General features: G+C 67.6%; 8 protein-coding genes. 5 read left to right on the forward strand and 3 right to left on the reverse strand.

Annotated features, from left to right (window positions below):
• Positions 1–3: 3 nt before the first annotated feature.
• Positions 4–3,219: an error-prone DNA polymerase gene (locus BLS50_RS10410; RefSeq protein ID WP_074802168.1), complete on the forward strand. Its 3,216-nt coding sequence runs from the start codon at positions 4–6 to the stop codon at positions 3,217–3,219.
• A gap of 161 nt (positions 3,220–3,380) precedes the next feature.
• Here the strand turns inward: BLS50_RS10410 and BLS50_RS10415 are convergent, their stop codons facing one another.
• From BLS50_RS10415 to BLS50_RS10425, 3 genes are read right to left on the reverse strand one after another with little or no spacing between them, the layout of a single operon-like run.
• Positions 3,381–4,832 (reverse strand): short-chain fatty acid transporter, encoded by a 1,452-nt coding sequence (locus tag BLS50_RS10415; RefSeq protein ID WP_074802789.1) that lies wholly within the window; start codon positions 4,830–4,832, stop codon positions 3,381–3,383.
• A gap of 25 nt (positions 4,833–4,857) precedes the next feature.
• Positions 4,858–5,793, reverse strand: coding sequence for a bifunctional Delta(1)-pyrroline-2-carboxylate/Delta(1)-piperideine-2-carboxylate reductase (gene lhpI, locus BLS50_RS10420; protein WP_074802169.1), 936 nt, complete (start codon positions 5,791–5,793; stop codon positions 4,858–4,860).
• Between the two features lie 25 nt (positions 5,794–5,818).
• Entirely contained in the window at positions 5,819–9,265 is a 3,447-nt protein-coding gene (locus BLS50_RS10425) for a molybdopterin-dependent oxidoreductase (protein ID WP_074802170.1), read from the reverse strand.
• A gap of 183 nt (positions 9,266–9,448) precedes the next feature.
• Between BLS50_RS10425 and BLS50_RS10430 the strand changes: the two genes are divergently transcribed.
• The 4 genes from BLS50_RS10430 to BLS50_RS10445 all read left to right on the forward strand — a co-directional run bounded on the left by BLS50_RS10430 (position 9,449) and on the right by BLS50_RS10445 (position 13,647).
• Positions 9,449–10,360, forward strand: a complete 912-nt coding sequence (locus tag BLS50_RS10430) for a LysR family transcriptional regulator (RefSeq protein ID WP_027812016.1) — start codon at positions 9,449–9,451, stop codon at positions 10,358–10,360.
• A gap of 302 nt (positions 10,361–10,662) precedes the next feature.
• On the forward strand, positions 10,663–11,397 hold the full coding sequence (locus tag BLS50_RS10435; RefSeq protein WP_027812017.1) for a GntR family transcriptional regulator: 735 nt from the start codon (positions 10,663–10,665) through the stop codon (positions 11,395–11,397).
• A 122-nt stretch (positions 11,398–11,519) separates the two neighbouring features.
• Positions 11,520–12,623 carry an N-acetylglucosamine-6-phosphate deacetylase gene (gene nagA, locus BLS50_RS10440; protein ID WP_027812018.1) on the forward strand — a complete coding sequence of 368 codons (1,104 nt, stop codon included), beginning with the start codon at positions 11,520–11,522 and terminating at the stop codon, positions 12,621–12,623.
• Positions 12,616–13,647, forward strand: coding sequence for an SIS domain-containing protein (locus BLS50_RS10445; RefSeq protein WP_034174394.1), 1,032 nt, complete (start codon positions 12,616–12,618; stop codon positions 13,645–13,647). Before nagA ends, BLS50_RS10445 begins: the two co-directional genes overlap by 8 nt.
• Positions 13,648–13,649: the final 2 nt, after the last annotated feature.

Here is a 13,649-nt window from a genome sequence, read left to right on the forward strand (position 1 = left end):
AAGATGGTTGCGGAATTCAGCTTGCTGCCCGATTACGCGGAGTTGTTCTGCCGCTCGAATTTTTCGTTCCTGCATGGCGCATCGCATGCGGAGGAACTGGTCGAGCGCGCCGACGAACTTGGCTATCGCGGGATCGCGATCACCGACGAATGCTCGCTCGCCGGCGCGCCGCGCATGCATGTCGCCGCTAAAGAGAAAGGGCTGTCGCTCGTCATCGGTTCGTATTTCGACGTCACGCCGGATGACGTCGCACCCGGCCACGACCCGGGCCCCGGTGCGTTCGGGCTCGTGTTGCTCGCGCAGAACCGCGAAGGGTACGGCAATCTGTCCGAGCTGATTTCATGGCGGCGGATGGAGGCTCCGAAGGGGACGTACAAGCTGACGTCGCGGATGCTGTCGGCGCCGCCGGCGAAGTTTGCACACCTGCGCGGGATGCCCGACTGCTTCGCGATTCTCGTGCCGACGTATCCGGTGCGGGCGGACGTGCTCGATGCGCAGGTCGCGTGGTTTCGCGCGACGTTCGGCGAGCGTGCGCGGCTCGGGCTCGTGCAGTTGCAGCGCGCGCTCGACGGCGTGCAGCGCGACGAGATTCGTGCGGCCGGCAAACGGCGCGGCGTGCGACTCGTCGCGCTCGGCGACGTGACGATGCACGTGCGCTCGTGCAAGCCGCTGCAGGACGTGATGACGGCGATTCGTGTCGGGATGCCGGTGGCCGAGTGCGGCTATGCGCTCGCGCCGAATGCGGAGCAGCATTTGCGTTCGCGCGGGCGGATCGCGAAGTTGTTTTCGTCCGAAGAGATTGGCGAAACCTGCGCGATTCTCGATGCATGTGACGTCAATCTCGGCAAGCTGCGCTACGAGTATCCCGACGAGATCGTGCCGAAGGGGCTCACGCCGACGCGTTATCTGGAACAGGAAACCTTCGCAGGCGCGGCCGTGCGTTACCCGCAGGGCATTCCGGAGAAGGTCGAAAAGCTGATCCGCCATGAACTCGACCTGATTGCGAAGCTGAGCTACGAACCGTTCTTCCTGACCGTCTACGACATCGTCAAATACGCGCGCAGCCAGAATATCCTGTGCCAGGGCCGCGGCTCGGCCGCGAATTCGGTCGTCTGCTATTGCCTCGGCATCACCGAGGTCGATCCCGATCAGAGCACGATGCTGTTCGAGCGCTTCATCAGCGAGAAGCGAGGCGAGCCGCCTGATATCGACGTCGACTTCGAGCATCAGCGCCGCGAAGAGGTGATCCAGCACATCTACGAAAAATACGGCAAGGATCGCGCCGCGCTTGCCGCCGCCGTTTCGACGTATCGCCCGCGCGGCGTGCTGCGTGAAACCGGCAAGGCGCTCGGCGTCGATCCGATGCTGGTGGATCGCGTCGCGAAGGGCCATCGCTGGTTCGACGGCAGCCGCGATCTGCTGCAGCAATTCGCGTCGACCGGGCTCGATCCGGCGACGCCGATCATTCAGACATGGGCCGAACTGGCGGGGCGCCTGCTCAACTTTCCGCGCCACCTGTCGCAGCATTCGGGCGGCTTCGTGATCAGCCGCGGCAAGCTCACGCGGCTCGTGCCGGTCGAAAATGCGGCGATGGACGGGCGGCGCGTGATTCAGTGGGACAAGGACGATCTCGAAGCGCTCGGGCTGATGAAGGTCGACGTGCTCGCGCTCGGCATGCTGTCGGCGCTGCATCGCGCGTTCGACCTGCGCACCGCGTGGCGCGGGCCAGCGAAGGACGGCAAGCCATTCACGCTGAAACACATTCCGCAGGATGACAAGGCAACCTACGACATGATCTGCCGTGCCGATACCGTCGGCGTGTTCCAGATCGAATCGCGCGCGCAGATGTCGATGTTGCCGCGGTTGAGGCCGCGCAACTACTACGATCTCGTCGTCCAGGTGTCGATCGTGCGGCCCGGTCCGATTCAAGGCGGCGCGGTGCATCCGTATTTGAAGCGGCGCAGGATCGTGGCCGGCGAAGAGAAGGGGGAGGTCACGTATCCGAGCGACGCGCTCAAGGAAGTGCTCGTTCGCACGCTGGGTGTGCCGATCTTCCAGGAGCAGGTGATGCAGATCGCGATCGTTGCGGCCGGTTTTACACCCGGCGAAGCGGATGACTTGCGCCGCGCGATGGCCGCGTGGAAGCGCAAGGGCAATCTCGAGAAATATCAGGACAAGATCATCAGCGGGATGCTCGAACGCAACTACACGCGCGAATTCGCCGAGCAGATCTTCGAACAGATCAAGGGCTTCGGCGAATACGGTTTCCCCGAGAGCCACGCCGCCAGCTTCGCGAAACTCGCGTACGCGAGCAGCTGGCTCAAATGCCACGAACCCGCGATCTTCCTCGCCGCGCTGCTGAACAGCCAGCCGATGGGGTTCTACCCGCCGTCGCAGCTCGTGCAGGACGCGAAGCGTCATCGCGTGAAGGTGCTGCCGATCGACGTCACGCAAAGCGGTTGGGAAGCGTCGCTCGAAGCACTGCCCGATCAGCCGCCCCCGCATGGTCAACCGGCCGTGCGGCTCGGCCTGTCGCTCGTGCGCGGCCTGAGCGAAGCCGCCGCGCGGCGCATCGAAGCCGCTCGTACCGCCGGCCCGTTCGATAGCGTCGACAGCCTCGCCCGTCGCGCGCAGCTCGAACGCCGCGATCTCGAGGTGCTTGCCGCCGCGAATGCGCTCGCGACGCTCGCCGGCCATCGCCGCGATGCGCTGTGGCAGGCCGTCGCCGCGGCGCCGGAGCGCGACCTGCTCGCCGCCGCGCCGATCGACGAGGTGGAGCAGCCCGCGCTCGGCGCGCCGTCGGAAGCCGACGACATCCTCGCCGACTATCACACCACCGGCCTCACGCTGAACCGCCACCCGGTCGCGCTGCTGCGGCCGGCCTTGCGCGCGCAGCGGCTGTCGTCGGCGGCCGAGTTGCGCGAGCGTCCCGACGGCCGGCTCGCACGCGCATGCGGGCTCGTGATCGCGCGACAGATGCCGGGCACCGCGAAGGGCGTGATGTTCATGACGCTCGAGGACGAAACGGGCTGCGTGAACGTGATCGTCCGGCCCGAACTGCTCGCGCGGCAGCGCCGCGAAACGCTCGATTCGCGGCTGCTTGCGGCGTCCGGCGTGTGGCAAGTCGTGAGCGACGTGCGGCACCTCGTCGCGCAGCATTTCGAGGATCTGACGCCGCTGCTCGGCGGCCTGCGCACGTCGAGCCGCGAATTCCACTAAGGCCGGCATGCAGCGCCGGCACGCGCGCGGCACGACGGGTACGATGCCGCACGGCACGGCACGGCACGGCACGGCACGGCACGGCACGGCACGGGACCGACACCGACACCGACACCGCCGCCGCACCACCACCCAAGACCACAAGCCGCCCCCCATACGCGTTACGGCATCACCGGCGGATGGTAAGCGAGCGTACCGGCGAGGGCCCACAGCATGAAGATCACGAGCGGCAGGTGCACGACCAGTTGCGTGAACGTGAAGCCGACGATGTCGCGCGCCCGCAAGCCGAGCACGCCGAGCAGCGGCAGCATCCAGAACGGATTGATCAGGTTCGGCAACGCCTCGGCCGCGTTGTAGACCGTCACGGCCCAGCCCAGATGAACCTGCAGCAGTTTGGCTGCCTCGATCACGTACGGCGCCTCGATGATCCACTTGCCGCCACCGGACGGCACGAAGAACCCGAGCACGGCCGAATACACGCCCATCACCGCGGGGAACGACGCATGCGACGACATCGCGACGAAGAAGTGGGCGAGGTGATCGGACAGCGGCAGCCCGGTGGGCGCGGCCGCCTTGGTCAGGATGTACGCGATCCCGCCGTACAGCGGAAACTGGATCAGCACGCCCGCGACCGACGGCACCGAACGCGCGACGGCATTGAGGAAGCGCCGCGGCCGCCAGTTCAGCAGCATGCCCAGCAGCAGGAACAGGAAATTGTACGTGTTCAGGTTCGAGATCGCGATCAGCGGATTTTTCGTCGTGAACTCGTGCCACGCCCAGATCGCGCCGATCGCCACGATCACGACGGTGACGAGCGGGCTGTATTCGAGCCAGTCGCCCGGGCGGCTGGGGCGGGCGAGCGCGGTATGGCTTTCGTCGAGCGCAATGCCGAGCGCCGTCGCGGTCTTCGCCCGCGCGTCGTTCGGCGCGGACAGATACGCGATCAGCAGCGACGCGACGGTCAGCACCGCGGCCATCAGCATCGACTGCGGGAGAAAGATCGTCTCGGTGAACGGGATGACGCCGGAGATCGCCAGCAGCGCCTTGGGCAGGCTGTCCGGATTCGCCTGCAATTGCGACGCGGACGAACTCAAACCCAGCGCCCACGTCGCGCCCATGCCGAGATAAGCGGCCGCGCCGGCCGCGCGGTAATCCATCCGCAGATCGGTGCGGCGCGCGAGCGCACGCACCAGCAGGCCGCTGAAGATCAGGCTGATCGCCCAGTTGAACAGCGACGCGACGATGCTGACGAGCGCGACGAACGTCACCGCGGCGCGCCCGGACGCGGGCACGCGCGCAAGCGCACCGATCAGCCGCGACGCAGGCGGCGACACCGCGACGACATAACCCGAGATCGCGACGATCGCCATCTGCATCGTGAACGGGATGAGGCTCCAGAAGCCGTCGCCGAACGCCACGCCGACCCGCGTGACCGGCGCCCCGACCGCCAGGGCGCCCGCCGCCACGATCATCACCGCGAGCGCGGCGAAGATATAGGCGTCCGGGAACCACTTCTCCGACCAGCGCGCCATGCCCGCGGCCATCCGTTCAAGCGCACGTTCGCGGTCCGCCGCCGGCGCGTCGCCGCGCTGCACGTTCATCAGCTCTTTCATCTCGATCTCCTTGCCCGTCACGGGTTCAATTCGCTTTTTCATGGATTTGAATGGCCGCGGCCAGATCCTCCAGCGCGGTGCCGACGGCCTTGAACACGGTGCGCTGCAGGTCGTTCGTCCGGCCCTGCGCGTCGCCCCGGCACAGCGCCGTCAGCGTCCGGCTCAGGTGCTCGGGCGCAATGACGTTGCGCGCCAGCGGGCCCAGCAGGTCGCCGGATTTTTGCGCGGCCTCGTCCGTGTCGACGTAAATCTCCGCGTGCCGGAAGCAGTCGTCGTCCGCTTCGCGCATGCGCGGCGTGAAGCTGCCGATCAGGTCCAGATGCGAGCCCGGTGCGAGCCACTCGCCGCGGACGATCGGCTCCGTCGCGAGCGTCGCGCAGGTGACGACGTCGGCACGACGGACGCTCTCCTCGAGATGCGTGACGGGCGCCGCGTCGAAACCGTCGCCGGTCAGCCGGTCGACCAGTCGCGCCACCGCTTCGCGATCCTTGTCCCAGACCTCGACGTGCGAGATCGGCAACTGGCTGCGATACGCGAGCGGCACGAGGCTGCCGACCCGGCCGGCGCCCAGCAGCACGAGGCGCGATGCGTCGGACCGGGCCAGATAGGTGGCGGCCAGCGCCGACGCCGCCGCGGTGCGGCGCGACGTGATTTCGTTGCCGTCCAGTTGCGCGAGCGGGCGGCCCGTTCGTCCGTCGTAGAGCACGTAGGTCGAGTGCAAGCCGGGCAGGCCGTGTTCCGCATTGCCGGGAAAGATGTTGACCGTCTTGATGCCCAGATACCCGTGGTCTTGCCACGCGGGCATGATGAGCACCGTGCCTTCGTCCGCGCTGCCGGCATGGACGACGTGCGAATGCCGCAGCGGCACGTGGCAGCCGTCGACGAATGCTTGCCGCAGGCGCGCGACCAGCGAGTCGAAATCCAGCGCGTCGCGGGTTGCGACGGCGTCGAAATGTTTCATGGTGAACCTTTCCTCGAATGGGGGGTTATGCATCGATGCTGATGTCGGTTGCCGGAATGGCCTGGCAGGCGAGGCACAAGTCGGCTTCGTCCGGCCCCTGTCCGCTCAGATGCGTGACTTCGCCGGAGACGACCTTGACCGCGCAGCTCTCGCACTGTCCGACCCGGCAACCGCTCGGCAACGCGATGCCGAGGCTTTCCGCGAACGACAGCAGGCTGCCGTCGCCGGGTGTCCAGGTGGCCGTGCGGCGCGACCGCGTGAACTGCACCGCGTATTGCTTCGACGGGTCGAGCGTCGGCCGGGACGGGGACCTGAACGCTTCCTTGAAGATGTCGAACGGCGGGACGCCGCGCGCGATCAGCCCCGCCGTGATCGCCTCCATCATCGGTTCGGGGCCGCACAGGTAAAACCGCGCGCGCCGCCGGATCAGGTCGTCAGCGACCACGTCGGCCGACAGGTAGCCGTGCAGCTGAAAGTCGCGCCCCGGTATCTCGTCGCGCGGCTGGTTGTAGCAGTTGACGACGTCGAGCGTCGGCAGGCGCTGCTTCAACGTCTCGATGCGGTCGCGGAACGCGTGCGTGCTGCTGTTCAGGTTGGCGTAGAAGAGCCGCGATTCCGGCGCGCGGTCCGCGAGATTGCAAATCGATTCGAGATACGAAATGAACGGCGTGATGCCGATGCCGCCCGCGAACATCACGACGGGTTGGCGCGATGCCGGCGGCACGACGAACGTGCCGCCGGGCGCACCGAGCAACACCGGGTCGCCGACCTCGAGCGTGCAATGAACGTAGGACGACATTGCACCTTCGAACGCGGTGCCGTCGCGCGTCTGGCCTTTCTGGTGCCGTACCGAAATGGTGTAAGTGCGGCGATCGTCCTCGCGTGCGGCGCCCGTCAGCGAATAGGCGCGCGTCGTCCCGCCGTCGCCGAGCGACGGGATATGCAGCGTCACGTGCTGACCGGGCAAATAGTCCGGCAGCGCGCCGCCGTCCGCGGCCCGAAACGTGACGGTGCGTACGCCGCTCGCTTCCTCGCGTATCGCGGACACGACGAAATCCCGCAGGCCTTGCCACGCGCGGCGCGCCGGATCGACCGACGGGTCGCGCCGGATGCGGCAGCGCAAGGACCGCAGCGGCGACGAGCCGCTGACCGGATCGAGTTGCGCGGCCGACACGAGCGGGTTGAAATTGCTGTTGTCGCGGCCGTCCACGGCGAGCGCATCGAGGCCGATCTCGTCGCAGGCCTGCCACCAGCCGTACTCGGCCACGATCACGTTGCGCGCTAGTTCCGGTACGACGCGCGCCTTGAAGCGCGCCGCGCCGTTCGTCGTTTCGATCACGCACCAGTCGCCGTCGACGATGCCGTGCTCCGCCGCCAGTGCGTCGTTGAGTTCCGCCACCGGGTACGGCGCGCGGCGCCGCAGGCTCGGCAGGCCGCGATGCTGGCTGTGGCAGTAGTAGCCGTTCTTCGTCGACGTCAACGTGTACGGAAAGCGGCGGGGGTTGTCCGCGCGTGCATCGTCGCCATGCCGCGGCGGCACGTACTGCGGCACGGGCGGGTAGCCGTGACGATGCAGTTTCTCGGAATACAGTTCGACGCGCCGCGTCTCGGTGTTGAAACCGCGCATGCCGTCGGGCGTCGCCGCCGCGTATTGCCGCTCGCGTTGCGGCAACGACCTGACGATACCTTCCGGATGGGCGCGCAGCGATGCGACGTCCAGCCCGAGCGGTTCGAGCACGTGATTCCAGCCGGCCTCGATGCTGCCGCCGAAGAACGCGTCCTGCATCCCGAGCCGCACGGCCAGGTCGAACACGATGTCGTAATCCGCGCGGCTCTCGCCTCGCGGCGGCACCATGCGCTGCCGCAACTGCACGAGTTCGACCGCGCGCTCGTCGATCTCGAAGCCGAGCCGCAGCCCTTCGCGTTCCCACGGCGTGTTCACCGGCAGCAGGATGTCCGCATAGCGTGACGACGGGGTTTCGAACAGATCGCAGTGGACATGGAAATCGAGCGCGCAAAGCGCCTCGTGCGCGAGGCCGCCGTCCGCTTGCGACATCACCATGTTCGTGCCGAACGCGAACAGCGCGCGCACGCGGTACGGTTCGCCGTCGAGGATCGCGCGATAGACGTCGCGCGCCGTGACCCAGCCTTGCGCCGGCGGGCCGAGCGGTCGCTCCGCGAGGCCGAGCGCTTTCGCGCGTTGCTGCGGGTTCAGCATCGCGTAGCTGCTCACCGCGTTGGCCGGCTGCTTCGTCCATTCGCGGTTCGAGCCGCGCGTGTCGAATGCACCCGTCAACGCATACAACGTCGCGATGGCGCGCTCGGTCTGCGTGGCGTTGGTGTGCATGCCGACGCCGGACCACGCGTGATAGGCGATCGCCTGGTGCGGGCGCAGCATGTCGGCGGCCTTCACGATGTCGGCTGCAGCGACGCCGGTGATCGTTGCCCCCTGTTCCGGCGTATAGGCGTCGAGCGCCTTCGCATAGAGGTCGAAGGCCGGCGTGCAGTCGACCTCCACGCAGCGGCCCGCCGCATCGCGGATCGCGACGCGGCGCACGCCGGTCATCGACAGGTCGGCAGGCCGGGTCGAGGTTTCCCCGCCGGCGAGTTCCAGCCGATCGAGCGTCTCGTTCCAGACCACGTAGCGGTTGTCGGGCGCCTCGCCGTCGAGATCCCGCTCGCGCAGGAACCGGCCGGTATCGGCCCGCACGAGCAGCGGGCCGTTGGTCCATTCGCGCACGAATGCATCGTCGACGTTGCCGGTCGCGATCATCTGCCGCGCGATCGCCATCGCGAGCGCGCCGTCGGTGCCGGGCTGGACGCGCAGCCACAGGTCGGCTTCCCGGGCGAGCGCGGTCGGCCGCGGATCGACGACGATCAGCCGGGCGCCGTTGCGGCGGCCTTTCGCGATCGCATCGGCCTGCGCGAGCCAGGTGTTGGCGGGATTGTTGCCCCACAGCACGATGAGCCCGGCATGCCGGTAGTCCGCGCCGGGCATGCCGCAGCCGAACGTGAACGCATGCGCGCTGTCCTTGTGCCAGTTGCAGATCTCGGTCGCGTAGCAAATATTCGGGCTGCCGAACGACCAGACGAATCGCTCGACCCAGTCGATGCTGTCGCTCATCGGCGTGCCGCTGGGCGTGGTCACGCCGAACGCGACCGATTCGGCGCCGTTTTCCCGCTTGAAATACGCGAGACGCCCGGCGATCTCGGCCAGCGCTTCGTCCCAGCCGATACGTTGCCAGCCGGGGTCGGCGGCGTCCTTCGGTTGCGTGCGCCGCATCGGGTACAGCACGCGGTTCGGGCTATGCACGAGTTCCGGCGCCGCTTTTCCCTTCATGCACATCGCGTGGCCGGTCGGGTGCGTATCGTCGGGCCGGACCTTGATCATCATGTCGCCACGCACGACGTTGATCGTGCCGCATCGCGACCGGCACAACGTGCAATAGCCCTTCTTTTCCTGCGTCTCCATCGCCTGGCATCGTCCGGTTCATGTTTGCGACCATGCTAGGAAGCGACGGCGGCCATGACAAATTCATCCTTTCGATGGTCCGGTATATATTGAATCAATATCGCATCCCTCGATCCGTTGTACTGTTCGGGCCTCCGAGGCAGTGCTGATCCGGAGCTGCCCGGCCTTCCCGGACCTTTTCCCGTGAATACGCACATCACCCTGCGCCAGATCGAATACTTCGTGTCGGTTGCCGATACGGGGCAAATCTCGAAGTCGGCCAATCTGTGTTCGGTGTCGCAATCGTCGATGACGATCGCGTTGAAGAACCTCGAGGAGGCGGTCGGCGTCACGCTGCTGCTGCGTCATCCGAAAGGCGTGCGCCTGACGCCGGCCGGCGAGCGGTTCCTGCGTCACGTGCAGCACGCGACGACGTCGATCGATCGCGCGGTCGCGGCCGCCCAGGAGGACCCGGAGCAGATCGCCGGGCATGTCCGGATCGGGATGACCGAAACCATTTCGACCTATCTGATGCCGTCGCTGATGTCCGCCATTTCCGGGCGCTTCGGCAAGCTGAGCGTGAGCATCGTCGAAAGCGAACGCGAAACGATCGAGACGATGCTGATCGACGATCGCCTCGATATCGCGCTGCTGCTGGTGTCGAATACCGCGGAAGTCGGCGACCTGAAATACGAGACGATTCTTCGTTCGCCGCGCCGGCTGTGGACCCATCCGGGGCATCCGTTGCAGGACGCCCGTCGCGTCACCCTCGAGGACGTCGCGCGCGAGAACTATCTGCTGCTCGACATGGACGAGCACCTGCGCACCGTCGGCAAGTACTGGGGCAGCTACGGCATTGCGCCGAACGTCTGGATGCAGAGCAAGTCGATCGAAGCGGTGAGAAGCCTCGTCGCGCTCGGGCACGGGGTGACGATCCTCTCGGATCTCGTTTATCGGCCGTGGTCGCTGGAAGGCAACCGGATCAGCCGCCGCAATCTCAGCGTGACCGTACCGACGATGGACGTCGGCGCGGTGTGGCGGCGGGGCGGCGCGACGTCGATGCCGTGCCGCGCGCTGCTGGAGCTGTTCCGGTCGTGGAGAAAGACGGCCGGCTAGTGCATCGGCCTCGTTGGGCGATGCATACCAGTTGCCCAAAGTGGTTCTATTCTGGTCTGCTTTCGACGCCCGGAAACGCGGCAAATCCCTCCTTTGACCCGTCCCTTTGCATACCACTTCGGGTAAATCCCTATCCCGCACTGCGTTGTAAACAAAGGCTTTGCCGGCACTAAAACGCTTGCCGCGCAAGGCTTTCGGCGATTTCCGCGGCGCTAATACCAGTTCGTTGACTGGTATTATGGTGGTTATATAATGCGTTCACTTTCGACGGTCGCGGATCGTCGTCCGACACCCGGAGGCACATGGAAACCGGCTGGTCCGAACTGGCGCCCGACCCCCTCGACGACACGCCGCTCTATCTGCAGCTCGCCCGCAATCTGACGAGCGCGATCCACGCCGGCGCGTGGCGGGCCGGCGAGGCGCTGCCGTCGGAGCGGCTGCTGTCGGGGTCGGTCGGCGTGTCGCGGATCACCGCGCGTCGTGCGCTCGCGCTGCTGGTCGAGCAGGGCCTGATCAAGCGGGCGCGCGGTGCGGGCAGCTTCATCACGCCGCGCGTCGCCGATCCGCTGTCGCGGCTCGTCGGCTTCACCGCGAAGATGCAGCAGCGCGGCTTCGTGCCCGATTCGGTGTGGCTGTCGCGCACGCTGCGCGCCGCGAGCCGTGACGAGCTCACGCATCTCGGCCTCGCGCCCGGCGCGACGGTGGCGCGGCTCGAACGGCTGCGTCGCGCGGACGGCATCGTGATGGCCGTCGAGCATTCGACGCTGCCGGCCGCGGTGGTGCCCGATCCGCAGGCGCTCGGCGCGTCGCTGTACGAATACCTCGATACGCGCGGCATGACCGTCGTGCGCGCGCTGCAGCACTTTCGCGCGGCGAATGCCACGCACGCGATCGCGAAATGGATGGCGGTGAAGCCGGGCTCGGCATTGCTGGTGATCACGCGCGTCGGCTACGGCGCCGACCAGCGTGCGATCGAAGTGACCGAAACGTATTGCCGCGACGACTACTACGACTTCGTCGCCGAACTGAAACGCTGACGCGCGAGACTGCCCGCGCATCCCGCGCGATCGCGATGGAACGCAATCGCGCGCAATGAATCGCAACGGATTGGCACATCACGACGCGGACGCTCGCGTCACCCGATCATCAAGAGAACGTCATGCTGACTGGCAACATCCTCACCCCCGACGGCTGGATTCACGGTTCGCTCGATAGCGAGAACGGCCGCATCACCACGCTCGACGGCACGCCCGTCGATCCCGCGACGAACGACGCGCCGTACATCCTGCCCGGCTTCATCGACCTGCACGTGCATGGCGGCGGCGGCGCCGACGTGATGGAAGGCGGCGACGCGATCGAGACGATCGTCCGCACGCACGCGCAATTCGGCACGACGAGCCTGCTCGCGACGACGATGACCGCGCCGCGCGACGAGCTGATGGAAGTCGTCGCGAACCTCGGCACCGTCGCGCGGAACCGCACGCCGGGCGGCGCGCGCGTGCTCGGCGTGCATCTCGAAGGCCCGTACATCAACCCGGGCAAGCTCGGCGCGCAGCCCGACGCGGCCGTGTCGGCCGTGCTCGACGAGGTGCTGAAGTACCTGTCGATCGCGCCGATTCGCGTCGTCACGCTCGCGCCGGAAATCGCGGGCCACATCGAAATCATCGGCGAGATGGCCGCGCGCGGCGTACGCGTGCAGCTCGGCCATTCGCTCGCGACCTACGACGATGCGGTCGCCGCGCTCAAGCACGGCGCATGCGGTTTCACGCACCTGTTCAACGCGATGTCGCCGCTGCATCACCGCAACCCGGGCCTCGTCGGCGCGGCGCTCGCGCATGCCGAATACGCGGAAATCATCCCCGATCTGCTGCACGTCCACCCGGGTGCGATCCGGGCGGCGCTGCGCGCGATTCCGCGCCTGTACGTCGTGACCGACAGCACGTCCGCCACCGGCATGCCCGACGGCGAATACCGGCTCGGCAGCCAGCACGTGACGAAGTGCCTCGGCGGCGTGCGGCTCGCCGACGGCACGCTCGCCGGCAGCACGCTGACGATGGACCAGGCGCTGCGCAACCTCGTGTCGCTCGGCCTGCCGATCGCCGACGTGTCGAACCGGATGTCGCGCTACGCGGCCGACTACCTCGGCGTCGCCGATCGCGGCCGCCTCGAGCGCGGCGCCTGGGCCGACCTTGCGGTGTTCGATCGCGACCTGAACCTCACCGCGACCTATGTCGAAGGAGAATCGATTGTCGAATATGCTTAAGGAAGCGCGCGAGTCCGCCCAGGTCGTCGCCGCGCAGATCGCCGACACCACGCGCGTCGAAGCGCTCGCCGGCCAATTGCTCGATCACCCGCCGGCCGTCGCGCTGACGGTCGCGCGCGGCAGCTCGGATCACGCCGCCAGCTATTTCGCGAGCCTGACGATGAGCCGCCTCGGCGTGCCCGTCGCGTCGCTGCCGATGTCGGTCGCGACGCTGCAGCAGGCGCCGCTGAAGGTGCAGGACCAGCTCGCGCTCGCGTTCTCCCAGTCGGGCAAGAGCCCCGATCTCGTCAACACGATGGCCGCGCTGCGCGAAGCCGGCGCGCGTACCGTCGCCGCCGTGAACGTGCTGCCGTCGCCGCTCGCCGATGCGTGCGAGCACCAGTTGCCGCTGCTGGCCGGCCCCGAACTGTCGGTCGCCGCGACCAAGAGCTATATCGCGATGCTGTCGCTGTCCGCGCAGATCGTCGCGTACTGGCAGCGCGACGCCGCGCTGATCACCGCATTGCGCGGCCTGCCCGACGTGCTCGCGCAGGCCGGCCGGCTCGACTGGTCGCCGGCCGTCGCGGCGCTCGCGGGCGTCGAACGGATGATCGTCATCGGCCGCGGGCTGGGCCTCGCGATCGCACAGGAAGCCGCGCTCAAGCTGAAGGAAACGTCCGGCATCCAGGCCGAGGCGTTCTCGAGCGCCGAAGTCCGTCACGGCCCGATGGAGCTGATCGACCGCGACTATCCGCTGCTCGTGTTCGCGCCGCCGGGGCCCGAGCAGGCCGGCCTGCTGCAGCTGGCCGCCGACATGCGCGCACGCGGCGCCGCCGTGCTGCTCGCGGCGCCCGCCGGTACGCCCGGCGTATCGACGCCCGGCGTATCGGGCACCGTGCTGCCGCTCGCGCAGTCCGCCCATTCGGCGCTCGACCCGATCGCCGCCATTCTTTCGTTCTACGTGATGGCGGCGGATCTCGCCGTCGCGCGCGGCCGCAATCCCGACACGCCGCGCCACCTGAACAAAGTCACCGAAACGCACTGATA

The sequence above is a fragment of the Burkholderia orbicola genome (assembly GCF_900100915.1).
GTDB lineage: Bacteria > Pseudomonadota > Gammaproteobacteria > Burkholderiales > Burkholderiaceae > Burkholderia > Burkholderia orbicola.

What these genes read in the sequence shown, in the direction of transcription:
- BLS50_RS10410 (WP_074802168.1), top strand. Translation starts at nt 4, where the DNA reads ATGGTTGCGGAATTCAGCTTGCTGCCCGATTACGCGGAGTTGTTCTGC.
- BLS50_RS10415 (WP_074802789.1), bottom strand. Translation starts at nt 4,832, where the DNA reads ATGAAAGAGCTGATGAACGTGCAGCGCGGCGACGCGCCGGCGGCGGAC.
- lhpI (WP_074802169.1), bottom strand. Translation starts at nt 5,793, where the DNA reads ATGAAACATTTCGACGCCGTCGCAACCCGCGACGCGCTGGATTTCGAC.
- BLS50_RS10425 (WP_074802170.1), bottom strand. Translation starts at nt 9,265, where the DNA reads ATGGAGACGCAGGAAAAGAAGGGCTATTGCACGTTGTGCCGGTCGCGA.
- BLS50_RS10435 (WP_027812017.1), top strand. Translation starts at nt 10,663, where the DNA reads ATGGAAACCGGCTGGTCCGAACTGGCGCCCGACCCCCTCGACGACACG.
- nagA (WP_027812018.1), top strand. Translation starts at nt 11,520, where the DNA reads ATGCTGACTGGCAACATCCTCACCCCCGACGGCTGGATTCACGGTTCG.
- BLS50_RS10445 (WP_034174394.1), top strand. Translation starts at nt 12,616, where the DNA reads ATGCTTAAGGAAGCGCGCGAGTCCGCCCAGGTCGTCGCCGCGCAGATC.